Genomic DNA, 18,376 nt, shown 5'->3' with positions numbered 1-18,376 from the left:
ACTTACTCCGCATGCTCTGACGGTTGCACAGGTTCAACGTCTATAGGAACAGCATCTCGAACCTGAGCTATATGCTTATACAACAAATATGCATCTACATCACCAGTCATTGCGAACACATTCCATGAGAAATCACGCATTGTGTTATCCCCTTTCGTCGGACATGACGTTGTCTTCAACACTAGCATGTGCTAGCAGAAGGGGATTATCCTTTGCAAAAAATGGACATGTGCTGGATGTATAAGTGATATGTTGTCTGCTACACGTCGTGACGGAATCCTAGATCCTTGAGCACACGATCTTGGTTACGCCAGTCCTTTTTCACTTTGACCCACAACTCGATAAATGTACGAGATCCAAGTAGCGTCTCAATGTCTCTACGGGCTTGCTTACCTACTTGCTTAAGTAGGGCACCTTGCTTGCCGATAATAATTCCTTTTTGGGAGTCACGCTCAACAAAAATAACAGCTGAAATGTAGACTACACCATTTTCCTGCACACGCATATCTTCTATTGTTACAGCGATAGAATGTGGAATTTCTTCACGTGTCGCATGCAATATTTTTTCACGAACAAGCTCTGCCACAACGAATTGTTCTGGATGATCCGTGATCTGATCATCTGGATAGTATTGTGGTCCTTCTGGCAAGTAGCCGTGCAGCACTTGAAGCAAACGATCTACATTGTTTCCTTGCAAGGCAGATATCGGAACAATAGCCGCAAACTCATGCATTGCATTGTACTGCTGAATCATCGCAGGTACTTCATCAGGGCGAACTTGGTCAATTTTGTTCATGACAAGAATAACCGGTGTTTTAACTTGTTTCAATTGTTCAATTACAAAACGATCTCCCCCGCCAAAACCAGCAGCAACATCCACTAAGAACAGCACTGCCTCAACTTCATTCAACGTGTTGAGCGCTACCTGATTCATATAGTCACCAAGCTTTGATGTGCGTTTATGAATACCCGGAGTATCCAAAAATACGATTTGAGATGATTCTTGCGTATAAACACCGTGAATTTTGTTACGCGTCGTTTGTGGTTTATCCGACATAATCGCAATCTTTTGGCCGATAACATGGTTCATCAGTGTTGATTTCCCCACATTTGGACGACCTACGATTGCGACAAATCCGGATTTGTAAGATGATTTATTGTTCATGTTGTACTCCTAATCTTCTTTATAACTTTTCTTTATAATAACAGTGTTTGCCTACTAGTTGTGAGCAGATCAAGCTTCCGAGCGCCGTCGTAATCAAGTTCTCTTTTTATTGTATACATAAGGTTAGAACTTGACTACAAAGGCGAACACTTACGTTTCTTCAGGCTGATTCTGCTCCCTTTTCGTGTGCAGTAACAAAATTAATCCTCTATTAGCTATTTGCCAAGCCTTCAGCACGTGAAGCTGAACTGTCTAGGCTGGATACATCAAATGCACCCGGGAGTAATTCACCAATCGTAGTCTCTACTAATTGACCGTTCAAGTTGCCCATGTAAACGGGCATGTCAGCAGAACATAATTCAACTAGAACTTGACGACATACCCCACAAGGAGTTATAGGAGCAGTGGTGTCTCCAATGACTGCGATAGCTTTGAAAGACTTCGCGCTACAGCCATCCGCGATTGCACGGAACAATGCCGTCCGCTCTGCACAATTAGTAGGACCATAAGCAGCATTTTCTACATTGCAGCCCATGTGAACGTTTCCTTCGCTGTCCAACAAGGCAGCACCTACCTTAAAGTGCGAATATGGCGTGTAAGCACGCTCCCTCGCTTGTCTTGCCAATTCCATCAATTGTTGTTTATCCATGATGTCAACTCCTCATATTCAGGATTGGATATAAATCCTCACATCTTCATATTACAACAAAATTTACAGTGTACCAATCATACTTACGAATCGCCCACCAAATATAATAGCTCCGGTTATAACGGCGAACGCCGCCGTTACCAAAACGGCTCCGGCGGCGGTATCTTTCGCTATCTTAGCCAGCGGATGCTGATCCGGCATGACCATATCTACTACTGCTTCAATTGCAGTATTCATGAGTTCTGCTGCGATTACAACTGTGATACTAAGCAAGAGCCATAGCCACTCGCTCGTATTAACACCTAACAGTATGCCAAGCAGTATAACAATGGTAGAAGCATATATATGCACTCGCATATTGCGCTGCGTAGCATATGCATACTTAATCCCGTCTATTGCCGCTTGGAACGTTCGACGCCAATTATGACGCCAGTCCATTATCGTGTCAACCCGATCTTGGAGAGAACCGCTTCCTGCTTGTCCATCATTACACGTTCACTCTCATCATCCTGATGGTCGTAACCGATCAAATGAAGGAATCCGTGCACGAACAAGAAGCCAATTTCTCTATCCAGTGAATGACCATATTCGTCAGCCTGAGCATGAGCGCGTTCTGTAGAGATAATGATATCTCCAAGCATGTCCCCTAAAGAGGCTAACTCCTGCTCATCTTCTACTTCGTACAAAATGTCCATTTCCTCATCCACAGACTCATTCAATGCGAACGAAAGCACATCTGTTGGACGATCAATTTGACGATAATCACGATTGAGTTCATGGATGCGTTCATCATCGACGAATGTAAGCGCTACTTCACCTTCCACGATCCCTTCCATCTGAGCCGCTTCTTCAAGCAAACGCTCCAACTTTTGTATTAATGCTTCGCTAATAGGGTAAATGGACTGTTCGTTGCTCCACTCTAACTTGATGTTCATCAATTAAACTCTCCTTCTTGCCTTGCTTATTTGATCATTACTTCAGTGTGTCTTTCGTAGCAGCAGCTGTTTCTTCCCCAGACGAGTTATCAGGGTTAGACTGGCTAACTGCAACTGCTTTGGAGTCACCTTTAGCCAACTCTGATTGTTTCTTCGCAGCATCCGGGTATTCAATACGAGAATGGAAAATACCCATTACCGTTTCCTTTAGTGAATGAGCAACCATATCCAGTTCACGCATCGTTAAGTCGCATTCATTAAACTGGTTATCATCAAGTCGATCTTTAATGATTTTTTGAATCATATTTTCGATCTGCTCCACTGTCGGTTGACGAAGCGAACGAACCGCTGCCTCAACACAATCCGCAATACCGACAACTGCTGCTTCCTTTGACTGCGCCTTAGGTCCAGGATAACGGAAATCATCCGCTGTGAAATCCGGCTCTTCCCCTTGTTCTTCAGCCTGCTTCAATGCTTTATGGTAAAAATACTTCAGGAATGTTGTTCCATGATGCTGTTCTGCAATATCTCGTATTGGCTTTGGCAGCTTGTATTCTTTCAGCATTTCCGCACCATCACCAGCATGAGCGACAATAATCGAAGTACTCAGCTTCGGATCGATATAATCATGTGGATTATCGATATTGGTCTGATTCTCGATAAAGTAACTTGGACGCTTCGTCTTACCTATATCATGGTAAAATGCACCAACTCGGCACAATAGACCATTTGCTCCAATGGATTCCGCTGCCTGTTCCGCTAAGTTACCAACCATCACACTGTGATGATAAGTGCCCGGTGTTTCTGTCAACAGCTTCCGAAGCAGTGGATGATTAGGATTAGACAGCTCGACCAGCTTCAATGCTGACAATATGCCGAATGTAACCTCGAAGAACGGCATAAGCCCAATGACCAATACAGCCGTCACAATACCACTGCTAAAAGCAAACACCGCAGCCAAAGATGTTTCTTTGCTGTTCAATGGCAAACCATTAAGCATAGTTATAGTCAATACAGTTAAACCACCAAAGATGCATATCATAATTCCAGCCTTTAGTATGGTTGAGCGCTGACTTGCTCGATGTATAGCAAAGATCGATGCATAAGAGACAACGAGCGCAAACAGACCATAGTTGAAATCAAACAGCATATTTTGATGAGTATTTAACAATATGCTCGCAATAATACTGAAGAGTACAGCCGAGACATAAGCAAGCGAGACATCAAGCAGCAGTGTTATAAGCATTACGCCAAGCGCGACAGGAGCAACATAACCGATATAAGCAGTTGTCTCTGTTTGTGCAAATGAAACAATTTCCATCAAAATAATATTAATGACGAAAATCAACAACAGCATCAACAGCTGTGAGTTGTTGTACTTAAAATGAGTATGGCTAGCCTGGCGCATAAACATAACTAGCAGCACAATAAATAGCGTTGAAAGAAGCAGCAGCCCAAATTGAGGCCATAAGTTCACTTCCGTCTTCAACAGACCATTTTCTTTGAGTAGATCGTACATATCTTTTGTGATAATCTCGCCTTTTTGAACAATAAGCTCACCTTGCTTAATAAATACTTCGGCGGTATTTTCACGAGCATCTACCTTCGCCTTCTTCGTAGCTTCCTCATCATAGAACTTGTTTGGTGTAATGGCTAACCTAACAAGCTCCTGAACAACTTCACGTTCTGCACGTTTATCCAATGAACTTGTATTGACATACTCCGCTACTTTGGCTCTGGCTACTGCCGCATCTGCGATGGAATCAGCCATTAACTTACTAACAATATCGCGAGCTACGACCTTCATTTCAGCAATGTCCTCTTTTGAAAGACGTGCCATTTTGATGTACGTTTCTTCAGGCACCCGATATTTCTGCTCTTCAATTCGTTTTGTTACTTCTTCTAACAACTGTGCAGAATAGGTATTGGCATTGCGACTGGTCAAAATAAATGTACGAATATAATCATCGAACATTTGTGGTATCACACGCCGATACAAATCCACTTTCTCAGAGAAAGATAGCTGCTCATCTTGATTCAACAACTCGATCCGATTAAAAATATTATCAATTAACCGATCGTTCTTGATCGACACAATTGGATAAACAGGTGGTGCACCTTCAGCTGCCTCTTCTTGAGCATTCAGCGTCGCCTGCTTGTCCTTAATTTGCATGGGAGCGACAATATTTTTCTCTACCGGACTACCGATTTGAATATCATACTTTTCTGGAAGCATTTTAGGTGCGAGAGAAAAATAAATAAATATCGTTAGGACAACGAATAATACAATACGCATGCCTAAGCTATATTTCCATCCTCCCGTTTTCACAGGACGCACTCTTCGTTTATTACCGTTATTTTGAGCTTCTAGCATAGAGAACAACCCTCTCTATCCTTGGTTTTCGCTTTCCTTCTGGTAAGCAACAATAATTTTTTGTACTAAGGAATGACGAACGACATCTTGTTCAGCAAAATGCATAAAGCCAATCTCCTCAATATCTCGAAGCACTTTATGTGCTTCGACAAGTCCTGAATTTTTGCCCCTAGGCAAATCAATTTGCGTAACGTCGCCTGTAATGACCATTTTCGAGCCAAAACCAAGACGCGTCAGGAACATTTTCATCTGTTCAGGAGTCGTATTTTGCGCCTCATCCAAGATGATGAATGCATCATCCAATGTACGCCCACGCATATATGCCAAAGGCGCAATTTCGATCAACCCTCGTTCTAGTGCCTTAGCGACTTGATCAGGACCCATCACATCATGCAAGGCGTCATACAAAGGACGTAAGTAAGGATCTACTTTCTCTTGCAAATCTCCCGGCAAGAAGCCTAGATTCTCTCCTGCCTCCACAGCCGGACGTGTCAAAACAATCCGCTTAACTGCCCCTTCCTTCAGCGCAGTAACCGCTAAAACAACAGCAAGGTACGTCTTACCTGTACCCGCAGGTCCAATCCCGAATACGACATCTAACTTCTTAATCAAAGAAACGTAGTGACGTTGACCGATTGTTTTAACACGAATCGGCTTGCCACGGTATGTATGAGCCACTTCTCCCTTAAACAAATCTAACAGCTCATGGACCTTCCACTGCTCTGCCAACTCAAGTGCGTACATCATATCCCGTTCTGATAACCCAACATTGTTGCGAATAAGTTGGAGCAGCACTTCAAACAACTGCTTGAACTTCTCCACTTCTTCAGAATCACCTGTCAGGACAATCTCTGCTTCACGTGACGATATTTCGACTTCGGTATGGGATTGGATAAGCTTAAAATACTTGTCTTGTGGTCCGAATAGTGCGAGACCTTCAGCTGCATTCTCTAATGAAAGTTTCACTGTTTGTTGTTGCGACAAAATCTCAGTCTCCTTGCCTTAGTCATATGATTTAGTCTTTATGAAGTGCCAATAATAGGCTGCTCTTCTGTAATCGATTGCTCTACTTCAAACATAACCTTAAGTTTCACTTTACCATTCTCCGTCTTCTGATGCAAAATCTTTTCCGTTACAACACGAGCGTTCGGTCCATATTTCGCCAAGATATCCGTTCTTGCATGACGCAATCCAATTTGAGCAGCCTCTTGCTGTTCTTGCGCCTCTTCAACAATTTGTACTTCCATTATCTTTTCTTTTACCCATTTAAGCGGCAAAGTTAACATTCCTACATTTACATCATTGAATTCAGTCTTCACTTCATAATGAGAAAATGGAATTTGACCATAACCACTTACCTGCAAGCGTCGTTGGCCCAATTGCACATAAGATTTTTCTATGCTTTGTCCAGTCATTACTTTTTGCTTGCTTACAAGAGGTGATTGTATCGAATATTCATACCAAACGAGGCCTCGTATGCTGCCTTTAGCGACCACGATTAATGGAGACTCCGGAGATCCCAGAGCACCACTAATTAGGACCTGACCCTTTTTTACACGATCATTCGGTTTTACGATTGCTTTGCCTTCTTCAGCTATAATGCTTGTAATGACAGCATCTGTACTCGCTACGATGTTGCGCGGATTATTCAGTTTTCTTGATTTTGGCACAGTGGATTCAACAATATGAATGACAATTTTGGTACCTTGCCTTGTCACCCCCACCCAAGATGAAGAAGACAGCTTCGCATGCAGCGCTTTTGACAGCTCTTCTGTCTCTTTAAGCCTAAACGTCCACTGAAATGGATATATGCCCTCCTCATGAGCAGCTGCAAGCACTTGCTCGGTTGAGATCGATTCGTTCCCCTTTACTTCTATCGTCCACACAAGAGATGACAGCATGTACAATCCTAGTAAAAATAAAAAAGCACCGGTTACAAAAAAAGAACGTCGACGCACTTGTCCTATCGAAAATGGAAGCCCATAACGCTCCATTACATGAACACGGCAGCCTGTCTTTTTTAAAAACGGACGTAATCTAAAAAAGTCAGGCACTATAATAAAGAGGCTCACCTGATGATCATCTGTGCGCCTCACATCCCATATCGTTATCCGTTTTGCTAAAAGGAGATTAAGTAGTTGTTCGGTATGCTGTCCTCGAATTTGAATTTTGACATATCCACGTATTTTACCCATTAACGGTGGTTTCATGGCTTTGCGTCCTCCATTCCGTGAACCTTCACTTCAGTTATGTAGCCCTCGATACATATTTCTTCTGTCCATATTCCTCGAATGACAAGCTCACTTCCCGTCACTTCCAATTCCCCTTTTGCGAGCGACAATCTCATATTTTCATTGGAAAAATGAACGATTCCACGATGATTCTCTACGAACAGCTTGCGATTGCCTATTAAGGATACACGGGGCACATCAGATACGATATCCTGCGGCAAATCAAACAAATGCGCCGTCCACTGATTCAACTTGCGCATGATACGGCTCATACGTGCGAGGCCCCCTTCCTGTACTTTACAACTTATGCTCCAGCAGCAATGAATATGAAAATTAGCAGCAGGATACAAACACAAAAAAAGCCCCAGCCCGTTCCAAAAAGGTGTACAGGCTGAGACTTTTTGAATTATCGATTGCGGAACGGACGTTTCGCTCGAGGCGGACCTAATATTTCAGCCCATATTACACCTTGACGCGCCTGTTCAGCTAATGTTTCATTGGAGCCAGCCTTACCACGCTGCTGCTGCCCTCCGTGATCATTCCGCGAGTAAATAGGTGAAGAAGCTTCTCTAGCTACGGCGGCTTGAGTACGATAGCTTGTATCGGCCAATCTTGATGATGGATAACCAAATGTATTCTCTTCTCGATCATCGCTATAATCTGTCGAGAACACAGGAGTCGTACGCACATCTTCTAGTCGAGACTGCTGACGCTCATACTCTTCCTCATCGTCATCATAATTGCCCTTATCTTGATCATGATTAGATTGGCTCTGGCTAGCCGTATTTTGCGTATCCCCACCAAAGTTTGGCATACCGGTGGTTGACTTCTTTTTATTGCCCACTAGCGAAAGTAAGAATCCCACAACCGCAACGACTACAAAAATATTTGAAGAAATAAAATCAAATAATTTTTCCATGGCTTATCGCCTAGCTTTCTGAATTGTGGTCGGTACGCCCTGCGTCTGAATTCTTGCCAATCGAGCCGCGCATTTGCGTATCCGCCTCAATATTTTGAAGGTTCATGTAATCCATAACACCTAACTTGCCGCTCTTAAGCGCTTCTGCCATTGCCAATGGAACTTGAGATTCAGACTCAACAACACGCGCGCGCATCTCTACGACACGAGCCTTCATCTCTTGCTCTTGTGCAACCGCCATCGCACGACGCTCTTCCGCCTTCGCTTGAGCGATACGCTTATCAGCCTCTGCTTGCTCGGTTTGAAGATGTGCACCGATATTTTTACCTACATCAACATCAGCAACATCAATCGATAAGATTTCAAATGCTGTACCCGCATCCAATCCTTTGCCAAGTACCGTGCGAGAAATCAAATCTGGATTTTCCAATACATCTTTATGCGTAGCACTAGAACCTACTGTAGTAACAATACCCTCACCGACACGAGCGATAATCGTTTCTTCACCCGCACCACCAACGAGACGCTCAATGTTAGCACGTACCGTTACACGAGCACGAACTTTCACTTCAATACCGTCTTTCGCCATAGCTGCAACGATCGGTGTCTCGATAACACGAGGGTTAACACTCATTTGTACAGCTTGAAGTACGTCGCGACCTGCAAGGTCGATAGCAGCTGCACGTTCAAATTCCAAGCTAATGTTTGCACGCTGTGCAGCAATTAGCGCATTTACTACTCGGTCTACATTACCACCCGCCAAATAGTGACTTTCCAACTGATTAATGGACAGTCCCAATCCTGCTTTAGTCGCCTTGATCATTGGGTTAACGATACGGCTCGGAGTAACACGACGTAGACGCATAGCCACCAACGTAATAATGCTAATTTTCACACCGGATGCGATAGCAGAAATCCAGAGCATTACCGGGAAGAAGCTGAGGAATACACTGACCGCAATAATAACAACTGCGATCGTAAGCAAAAAGCTAATGTTCAAATCCATAAAAGCACAACCTCCGATTCAATTTTCTATATAGGCAGGTTTACAATAAACCGCGACCCCTAGTCATCTGCGTGTTCGCGCACTACGACACGAACTCCTTCTACATGAATCACTTTTACGCGCTTGCCAGCGCTAATAAATCCACCGTCGGTAACGACATCAACTTTACGCTCGTTGAAAGATGCGGTACCAGATGGTCGAAGCGTAGTTAATGCAACACCAATTTCTCCAATAAGCTCGGATGCATTTCGCGTGGACACAAAGCCCTCTTCCGTTGTCAGTTGCTCACGAAGAATGAATCGATTCCATACTCCACGATGCTTAAATATACGTGCAATGATAACAACGACAACAGTTGCTGCTATGAACGCAATCCCCAACGACAACAGTGCATCAGATGTGTCATACGCAGCTCGCACCACACTTGTAATCAGACTGGCAGAACCTAGTATTCCCAATATACCGAAGCTAGGTACAAACAATTCTAACACAAGCAGTACAAGCCCCAGAATAAAGAGGACAAATGCCTCCATTCCTGCTAATCCAGCGACATAAGCGCCAAAGAAATATAGACCGAAGCTTAGTACACCCAAAATACCTGGCACACCGAACCCTGGCACAATCAGTTCAATGGCAATACCTGCAATACCAATGAACAGCAGCACCGTAGCGACAATTGGATTCATTAGGAATGAAGCAATCTTCTCCGATGCAGCTACCTCAATGGTGAGAATCAAAGGATTACTGCGCTTCATTTGAGTCAGCAATTCTTGAAGGGAGGTTGCTTCATAATCTGCATAACCAACTCTGATCGCTTCTTTTGTATCCAAGGAAAGAACTTCTCCCGCCTTCTTAGTGCGGTCTAGCTTAGGAAGTTTTATTTCATTCTTCACATCGACCATCGCGACTGCATAAGTGCCATCACGGCCATTAGCCTCAGCAGCACCCTTCATCATGCTCGACCATGCAGCAACCACTTTAGGATTGTCAACCAATTCGGCATTTACATCCACTATCGCGGCTGAACCGATCATGCTCGTAGGTGTCATGGCAATCTTATCCGCACTGAGCGCTATATAACTACCAGCAGAAGCTGCTTTACCATTTACATAAACGACGGTTGGGATCGGACTCTCCGCTATGAGAAGCCCCAATGCTTCAGCACTGTCCAACCTTCCACCAGGCGTGTTCATTTCAAACACGATAAGCTCCGCTCTAGATTGCTCCGCCTCTTCAATCGCCCGGCGGACGTACGACTCCATAACCGGATCTACAGCACCTTCTAGCTGTATGACGGCAACTACTCCATCATTCACAGTCCCAGGAACAGATTCAGCATAGGCTGGTTGTACACCAGCACTGCTCATTATCCCTAACAAGCCTGTCAACGCAAAAATAGTAAGCGTCGTCAAAACAAGCCATCTTTTTAACGTTACAGAACGTGAATTCAATCCACTACCCCCTTCTTTGTTTAGTATGTCAACTGCTCTTGCTTTCTTGATTCCATATATGCGGTAATACGTAATTTCATTATTTACGTTTCAACAATCTAACAAAGTCATCAAGCACGATAACGTTTAAGTGCATAACAACTCATAAAAATGATCCATTTGCAACCAACTATTACGTTCCCTCTATATGCTCCTAAACAAAAAGAAGACAAAATAAAAACACTCCTTGAAACAAGGAGTGTTTTTGTATTCGATCAGTTATAAAGATTCGCTTATTGCAGATGCTGTTGAACAATTGAATTGACAAGTTTACCGTCGGAACGTCCTTTGACCTTTGGCATTAGGGCAGCCATAAGCTTACCCATATCTGCTTTCGAAGTTGCACCGGTCTCTTGGATGGTCTCTCGTACAATAGCATTAATTTCTTCTTCAGAAAGCTGTGCTGGAAGGTATTCCAACAAAATGTCAAGCTCTAGTTTCAAGTTATCTACAAGGTCGAATCGGCTAGCTTTCTCGAACTCATGGAGGGCATCTTTCCGCTGTTTGATTTCACGACCTAGAATTTCAAGCACTTCATCGTCATTCAAAGTTCGTTTCGAATTTATCTCAACATTCTGGATTGCCGAACGAACCATGCGGATGGTGGAGAGTTTGAACTTGTCTTTACTCTTCATCGCTTGCTTCATATCTTCGCTCAATCGTAGGCTTAGATCCATTGGTGCTATATCCTCCTAAAACTTTCTCTTGCGAGCAGCCTCGGACTTCTTCTTACGCTTGACGCTTGGCTTCTCATAGTGCTTACGCTTTTTAACTTCAGCCAATACGCCATCTTTTGCGATGGAGCGCTTAAAGCGACGAAGTGCAGCATCGATCGTCTCGTTTTTGCGAACTTTCGTTTCAGACACCAGTTATCCCTCCCTCCGACCAGACCGTCCAAGAACAAATCACGGTTCATCAAATTACATTATATGTGATGGTGAAATACAGTGTCAACCTTGCACTTGCGAACTGTAAATAATTACTGAAATCAATATCTGGAACCAACAATATCTCCTAGCGGTTCGCCACCTAATAGATGGTAGTGAATATGGAACACAATCTGACCACTGTCTTTGTTGCAGTTGTTAACTAAACGATAGCCTGACTGCGCCACACCGAGATCTTTCGCGATTTGTTGAGCCGCTTCATGGATATCTCCTAACAGTGCATAATCTTCTTTTTGCAGATCATTCATTGTCGGAATGTGTTTCTTCGGAACAATTACGATATGTACAGGCGCTTTAGGCTGGATGTCATGAAAAGCAACCACTTGTTCTGTTTCGTATACTTTTTTAGAAGGCAGCGTACCTTCGATTATTTTGCAAAAAATGCAATCCATCCTAATCTTCCTCCTAGAAATATATATTCACCTATACAGCCCATGTTACTTCAGCGTTATCTTAAGCAGTACGAATCAACTTAGACTATACGAATATCATATCGAAAAATACATCTCACGTCCAATTTTCAATCCATTCTCTTAGTTACACTATGTATCTTTACTCTTTCTACTAAACGATTAAAAGTACTATGCTACTTACTACTTGCACGTTGTATCGATCTTTATAAAAAATGAAAGCACCCCACAGCCACAGCATAGAGGTGCTTGAATCATGGATCTACTTTAGAGAAGAGCTAAAGCTGCTAGCGTTGCAAGAGGCAAAATGATCGGATTGTAGCCATATCCATAGTAATACGGGTAGTAGGGATAGTACCCACCATAGTATGGATAATAGGGCGGGCGTGGCCTGGGATAGTATCCTCCGTGATATCCATAGCCTCCACCATGGTACCCAGGGCCACCGCCTCCAAAACCATGATGCGAAGCCAATCCGCGGTAACATGATTCACAATAATAAGGTGTTGAATAAGCCGAATAATCCTGTGACACCGTGTATGGATACGACGTCATTTGATCACTATACTGACTATTTTCTTTGCCTGTAGACGTTGGGGATAAATGCACATACGTATCATCAACATGAGTAATTACACCTTGGTAAACTTGATTCTCACTTGTTTTTAGTTGGACATGGTGATGCATATATTTTTTACACATATCTTTCATATTCTCACCATTAACAGCCAATCCACCGTATTCATCATTTGGCTTCCATGCATTTTCTCCCATGGACTGTTGTACAACAGATCCTTGTGGCATAGCTGGATATGGTTGTTGGTTAGGCAGCACAGCCTGTTGTGTCATTGGCTGCATGTTGGGCATCGGCTGTATGTTAGGAATCGATTGCATCGCAGCCTGCATATTTGGCATTGGCATTGGTGGGAAGTTAGGCATGGACTGCATCATAGGCTGCATATTGGGTACCGACTGCATAGGAGCCATATTCGGCTGCGTATATTGTGGTACATAAGATGCGCCAAAGTTAGGCGCATTGCTTCCATCAAATCGCTTTTCCTCTTGAGCGCCTTGTTGTTCAGCCTGGTAACCTTGCATGTTATTTTCCATAGGAACCTCCTTAATGACTAGCACAATCATGTAATTCTCCATGATATTCGCCTACGCCCAAGGAGGTGAGCAAATTACCGTAACAACAAGCAAATATTTATAATATAGATACAAATTCAAGTTCACTTGAATGTATTTCACAACAAAAAGACACCCCCTCCTGCACTTGCAGGCTGCGCATAAACGCTGTAAACATGTTGTTTCTACAAATGAAGGCGGTCTTAACATACATGTGTATTGTAGAAACAACAGGTTTACCGAGGTGCCATCCAAAGTAAAAATGTCGGTAACTGTATTATAACAGTCGTTAGAAACTGTTACTGTGATTTGCTTCACAATAGGTCTGATCAGCAACTTTTATTTTCCAAAATAAGCAAAGAGCGTTCACAACGTCTCTAGTCCAATTCGCGAACCTCTGCCCGCCTGTTCAGCTGGCGTCACTACAAGCTTGCGCGATAAACGCGCTCGAAGTTCAGGCACATGGCTAATGACTCCTACAGAAAGCTTATCATGATGCAGTTTCTCCAATGCAGTAATTACGGTATCCAACAATTCTGGATCCAGCGTACCGAAGCCTTCATCAAGGAAGAAAAATTGCAATGGATACATGCCCCGAAGTTGAATTTGAGCAGATAGCGCAAGTGCCAAAGCTAGAGATGTCAAAAATGTCTCGCCACCCGATAATGTAGAAACAGGTCTTCGAATTCCCCCATTCACATCATCCCGGATAACAAATCCTCCTCCGGAATCAACCTCCAACGCATATCTCTGCTTCGTTAACAGCTTTAAGCGTTCAGATGCAGCACGGCTTACTTGCATCAGTTGCTCTTCAGCAACAAACTCAACGAATGCATTACCGCGGAATACACTTTGAAGCTGCTGCAAACGACTATGGCGTTCGCGACCACCGCTCATTTGCTCCTCTAGCACCATCCACCGTGCATGTTTCGCACGCAGTTGTTCCACATCGCGCTCCGCCTTCACTCGAAAAGCGAAAGCTGCTTCATCACGTTCTGCTGCCGACTGCCACTGCTGCACACATGTAGACCACTCTTCATCTCCGATCTCTCTACCTTGAAGCTGCTCTACAATTCGGTTCATACGAATTTGAATCGTACGCTGCTCTTCTTCATAAGCCGTATATTCTTCAGCAAGCTGTTGACGTTCTGTCTCTTCTAATCGGCAACCAACAACCTCATCTTGGTTCGCAAATCCAGATTGCTCTAGCTTTTGATGAAGCTGCTGCTGCGTATCACGAAGTCGAACCTTTGCACTGTTCGTAGCCTGTTGTGATAAGGCAAGCTGCTGCATCGCTTCTGCCTCAAAGCGTCTTGCTGTCTCGGCAAGCTGCTGTGTTTGTTCTTCGCGTTGACGAATGGCAAACAGCTGCTGCTCGCTGGAATGAAGTTGTGTTGGAATCGGACCAAATGCTAACCAAGGAGCAAGTCTAGCATCGTACTCTGCCTTTATCCGCAATAAGCCCTGTTTGGCTGTTTCACTTTGTACAACTACAAGCTCAGCCTCACGATGCAGCACCTGCTGCTGCTTCAGCTGCTCTTCCATCTCCTCAATATAGGCTACGCTTTTCTCGTAACGCTGACGGCTATCTTCAAGCTCACGATCTGCTTCTTGACGTGTCTGCCAATGCACTTCTAGCGATTGTGCTTCCCATTCAGGATAGAGCTCCTCCCAAGACTGGCGCTTCTCCTTTAGCACTTGATCGGCTGAAGTATACTGCACTGTTATTTCTTGATAAGTTTGCTGTGAATTATTCAGATTCGATACCGCCTGCTGCAAATTCCACAACAGCTCATCAAGGGAACGAAGTATGCTTTCTTTTTCTTGTGTCAGTTGATCCATTTGGGAAACCGCCTGATTGACACATTTCTTCATGTCCGATATTTCATCTAAACGAGTGCTATTCGCCTGCTCTGACTGAATGTCGCTAACATGCGGAACTTCATTAGCTAAAAGAGGTTCCGATTGTTCGTTCACTGCCATTCCCTCAAACATGAGCTTAGCCTGTATAGCAGCCGCCCCTTCTGCCTGTGCCCCGAAGGACGGCAACCAAGATGCGGCACGCTTATTCGCATCTGCTAGACGGTCACGAAGATCTGTGCGCAATGAATAACAACGCTCCAGCGCACTTTCCACCGATACAGTTGTTGTCCGCAATTCCTCTAGCCAACGCTCATAGTTGTCAGCTTGCTTTTCCGCCTCAACATATGCCTGCTGCTGCTCTGAATAATTATGAGTTAGTACGGCATGTTCCTTCGATCCACACACAGGACAAGATTCTCCGGCTTGTAATGTCTCCGCCAATTCAGCGGCCAACGCCGCCTTTGAAGCATTCCGCACGTCAATTCGTGCCTGCTCCAGCTCGATTCGCACCTGTACCGTGCATTGTTGGGCCGACTGCTTCGCTGCCATCAACTCGCGCTGTACTTCACCTACGGATGTCAGCCAAAGTGGTAATCGTTCGCTCCAGGCAACCATATGCTCCATCTGCTCTCGCAACACTGCATTCGAACGTTCAAGCTGCTTGTTAACCTGTTCCATTTGGCTACCCAATTCATCCCTACGACGTTCTGCCTCTGTTAACGTCGTCTTCGCAAGACGAGCTTCTTGCATGCGCTCTCTAAGCGCAGATGAACAATCAAGCTCACGCATCCGTTGTTTTAACTCACCCTGCCGCACAGCAGCTCGCTGTAAAAGTTGACTAACACGAGTCATTTCCCCTTGCGCCTGGGCTGCCTTATCGGTAGAGGTCTGCCCCTTTGCCTCATGTTCTGCAAGCTCAACAGTCAATTGCTCCAACTCTTGATTGACTTGTACAGCCTGTTTTAATTGATCAATCCGCTGATGAAGCTCTGGCTCTTGCTGTTCACGCTGAGACTTTGACTCGTTCCATGCTTGCTCTGCTGCTTGTCGTGCCCTTTGATCAGTCTTAGCCAGCACGTCAGCATCGCGCAGCACCTCTATACTGCGATTATGTTCTGATTGCGCTCTCGCCATTTCATGAATAGAAGGCATGACTTGCTCAGCCTCCAGCGCACGCTGCAAACGCCGCTGCTGTTGCTGCATCCGCTCAGATTGCTGCGCGCCACGCTTACGGCGTTCTTCTAGCTGATCACGCTCAACTTGCATTTTACGAAGCTCATTCCAAGCTTGATACCGTTCCTCTGTTTGCTGTCGTTCAGTCTTAGCTGTCTCTGCAGCCTGACTTGCCTCTGTCAGGACTGCTTCTGCCGCCTCCAAGGCGGAAGCAGATGCATCGCCCAGCCCTTGCTGCTCTGCCAAGCTAGTACGTATTTCACTCTCCGTTTCCTTGAGTGATCGTGACAATTTACCTGCCAGTACATCACCATACCGTTCCAAAGAAAATAAACGCTGCAGCATTTGACGGCGCTCACTGCCCTTAAGCGAGAGGAATTCAGCAAACTTGCCCTGCGGGAGTACAACCGCACGAGTAAAGTCATCCATTTTTAATCCGATATGCTCCTCGACGAGTCGGGTAACATCGGCAAGCTTGTCCGCTAGCACAACATCGCCTTCTAGCGTAATTTCCACAAATCGGCTAACGGAATTGCTTATACTTATTTCATTAGCACGCTTAAACCTGCGTTCCACACGGAACGTCTTCGTTTCCTCCGCACTGCTCAACTGGAACGCAAAAGAAACCATCAATTGATTCTCAGCTTGGTTCATAATGCCTTGTGTCCCATTTGTCGCCCGCTCCACCTTGCCGTACAACGCGAGCGTTATCGCATCTAGAATCGTCGACTTTCCGCTGCCTGTTGGACCAAAAATGCCGAACAAGCCGCTTTCACACAACGATTCAAAATCAATAACTTGTTCTTCCCGATAGCTCTGGAGACCACTTAGTTTTAAAGTTAATGGCTTCATCCAGCAGTCTCCTCCTCTACAGGTTCTTCTTCGCCAATCAGTTCAAGGAACAGGTCGACTAGTGCATCATCAGGAGCTGCGCCGCCCGTCTGCCGTTCATAGAATCGTCTGAACAACTCATGAACAGGCATAGCCGAACGCTGACCTTCCTCAATAGCGATCGCTTCCATCTCCGGATAAATAGGACGAATATGCACGATACCACCATGGGCACGACGAATATGCTGTATTTGTTCCATCGTTAATGCTTCTGTTAAATGGACACTTACGTCCAGCCATGCTTCCGCATCACGGCCTTCGTCAAGCCAACTGCACAGCTCCGCATATCCGCCTTTCGCCGTCCACGTAGACAATACTTTCCCCGATGTTAAATACTTTTCTTCAGGTGTAATTACAGCGCCAGGAGTAGCATCAAACACCGTAACAGACTTCGTCTGACCCGCTTCTGAAAAGCTGTAGGCAATGGGAGATCCGCTGTAGCGAATAACCCCTTTTCCTTTAACCATCTGAGGTCGATGAAGATGCCCTAATGCAACATATTGTGCTTGCAGCAACTCCTCCTCCAGCACTGGATAAAAGGCATCAGGATGTACCGTATAAGCGCCTCCAACTTGAATCGGGCGTTCCGACTCCGTTTCTTTACCGCCGAGTACATACAAATGACTCATCATCAAATTCACCGTATCTGACCGAAAAGCGGCTGTCTGCCTTGCAAACAATTGGGCCACCTTGTCGCTATAAGCGGAGCGAATAGCCTCTTCCTCATTATTGTGCGTAAGCAATTGCTTCAATCTTGCTTCTGACGGATAAGGAAGTGCAGCAATAATTGCTTCTTCGTTCGTACGCGCAAGCTGAATACGCACCGCCTGCTCAGAAGGCTGCCCAATCAGTGTTATTCCTTGGCGTCGCAGCAGTGAAGAAGCCGCGGCCAATCGATCAGGATGATCATGGTTACCCGATATAATCACGATAGAACGTCTGCCTTGATCTGACAAACGTTCCATCGATTCATAGAACAATTGCTCCGCTGCCGCTGGAGGATTGACCGTATCATATACATCCCCAGCCAATAAAATAACGTCGATCGCTTCTTCATTCACGATCTGTACAAGCTCATCTACAAAAGCTTCTTGCTCCTCCATTCGACTGCGTCCTTCAAGCGTCCGGCCAAAATGCCAATCCGCCGTATGCAACACCCGCATTTACATCCTCCTCTCCTTATTGCTACTCGTTT

The 18,376-nt window shown here is 44.8% G+C and carries 18 protein-coding genes; all 18 read right to left on the bottom strand.

Going from position 1 to position 18,376, the window contains the following annotated elements:
• Positions 1-2: 2 nt before the first annotated feature.
• Positions 3-140, bottom strand: coding sequence for a YqzL family protein (locus IFO66_RS00210; RefSeq protein ID WP_192023167.1), 138 nt, complete (start codon positions 138-140; stop codon positions 3-5).
• Positions 141-259: 119 nt separating this feature from the next.
• Positions 260-1,165 (bottom strand): GTPase Era, encoded by a 906-nt coding sequence (era, locus tag IFO66_RS00205; RefSeq protein WP_192023166.1) that lies wholly within the window; start codon positions 1,163-1,165, stop codon positions 260-262.
• 211 nt (positions 1,166-1,376) lie between these two features.
• Entirely contained in the window at positions 1,377-1,814 is a 438-nt protein-coding gene (cdd, locus tag IFO66_RS00200; protein ID WP_192023165.1) for a cytidine deaminase, read from the bottom strand.
• A gap of 63 nt (positions 1,815-1,877) precedes the next feature.
• Positions 1,878-2,252 (bottom strand): diacylglycerol kinase family protein, encoded by a 375-nt coding sequence (locus IFO66_RS00195; RefSeq protein ID WP_192023164.1) that lies wholly within the window; start codon positions 2,250-2,252, stop codon positions 1,878-1,880.
• A complete protein-coding gene (ybeY, locus tag IFO66_RS00190) occupies positions 2,252-2,749 on the bottom strand; it encodes an rRNA maturation RNase YbeY (RefSeq protein WP_192023163.1) in 498 nt (165 codons plus the stop codon). Before ybeY ends, IFO66_RS00195 begins: the two co-directional genes overlap by 1 nt.
• Before the next feature lie 37 nt (positions 2,750-2,786).
• Positions 2,787-5,123, bottom strand: coding sequence for an HD family phosphohydrolase (locus IFO66_RS00185; RefSeq protein WP_192023162.1), 2,337 nt, complete (start codon positions 5,121-5,123; stop codon positions 2,787-2,789).
• Between the two features lie 15 nt (positions 5,124-5,138).
• Complete coding sequence (locus IFO66_RS00180; protein ID WP_225445397.1) at positions 5,139-6,107, bottom strand: PhoH family protein; 969 nt, start codon at positions 6,105-6,107, stop codon at positions 5,139-5,141.
• Positions 6,108-6,145: 38 nt separating this feature from the next.
• Positions 6,146-7,333 carry a sporulation protein YqfD gene (gene yqfD / locus IFO66_RS00175; protein WP_225445396.1) on the bottom strand — a complete coding sequence of 396 codons (1,188 nt, stop codon included), beginning with the start codon at positions 7,331-7,333 and terminating at the stop codon, positions 6,146-6,148.
• Entirely contained in the window at positions 7,330-7,626 is a 297-nt protein-coding gene (yqfC, locus tag IFO66_RS00170; protein WP_028595867.1) for a sporulation protein YqfC, read from the bottom strand. Before yqfC ends, yqfD begins: the two co-directional genes overlap by 4 nt.
• A 134-nt stretch (positions 7,627-7,760) precedes the next feature.
• On the bottom strand, positions 7,761-8,273 hold the full coding sequence (locus IFO66_RS00165) for a hypothetical protein (RefSeq protein ID WP_192023161.1): 513 nt from the start codon (positions 8,271-8,273) through the stop codon (positions 7,761-7,763).
• Positions 8,274-8,283: 10 nt separating this feature from the next.
• Entirely contained in the window at positions 8,284-9,279 is a 996-nt protein-coding gene (gene floA, locus IFO66_RS00160) for a flotillin-like protein FloA (protein WP_192023160.1), read from the bottom strand.
• Between the two features lie 59 nt (positions 9,280-9,338).
• On the bottom strand, positions 9,339-10,646 hold the full coding sequence (locus tag IFO66_RS00155; protein ID WP_192023679.1) for an NfeD family protein: 1,308 nt from the start codon (positions 10,644-10,646) through the stop codon (positions 9,339-9,341).
• A gap of 356 nt (positions 10,647-11,002) precedes the next feature.
• Positions 11,003-11,446 (bottom strand): GatB/YqeY domain-containing protein, encoded by a 444-nt coding sequence (locus IFO66_RS00150; protein ID WP_192023159.1) that lies wholly within the window; start codon positions 11,444-11,446, stop codon positions 11,003-11,005.
• Between the two features lie 15 nt (positions 11,447-11,461).
• Positions 11,462-11,635, bottom strand: a complete 174-nt coding sequence (gene rpsU, locus IFO66_RS00145) for a 30S ribosomal protein S21 (RefSeq protein WP_005547957.1) — start codon at positions 11,633-11,635, stop codon at positions 11,462-11,464.
• Positions 11,636-11,757: 122 nt separating this feature from the next.
• On the bottom strand, positions 11,758-12,108 hold the full coding sequence (locus IFO66_RS00140) for a histidine triad nucleotide-binding protein (RefSeq protein ID WP_192023158.1): 351 nt from the start codon (positions 12,106-12,108) through the stop codon (positions 11,758-11,760).
• Between the two features lie 285 nt (positions 12,109-12,393).
• Positions 12,394-13,236: a hypothetical protein gene (locus IFO66_RS00135; protein WP_192023157.1), complete on the bottom strand. Its 843-nt coding sequence runs from the start codon at positions 13,234-13,236 to the stop codon at positions 12,394-12,396.
• A gap of 384 nt (positions 13,237-13,620) precedes the next feature.
• The gene (locus IFO66_RS00130) at positions 13,621-17,142 is read right to left on the bottom strand and encodes an AAA family ATPase (RefSeq protein ID WP_192023156.1); all 3,522 of its coding nucleotides are present in this window, start codon (positions 17,140-17,142) and stop codon (positions 13,621-13,623) included.
• Complete coding sequence (locus IFO66_RS00125) at positions 17,139-18,344, bottom strand: exonuclease SbcCD subunit D (RefSeq protein WP_192023155.1); 1,206 nt, start codon at positions 18,342-18,344, stop codon at positions 17,139-17,141. Before IFO66_RS00125 ends, IFO66_RS00130 begins: the two co-directional genes overlap by 4 nt.
• Between the last annotated feature and the right edge of the window lie 32 nt (positions 18,345-18,376).

The sequence above is a fragment of the Paenibacillus arenosi genome (assembly GCF_014841135.1).
GTDB lineage: Bacteria > Bacillota > Bacilli > Paenibacillales > Paenibacillaceae > Paenibacillus_B > Paenibacillus_B arenosi.
This window is presented reverse-complemented; position numbering and strand designations above follow the sequence as displayed.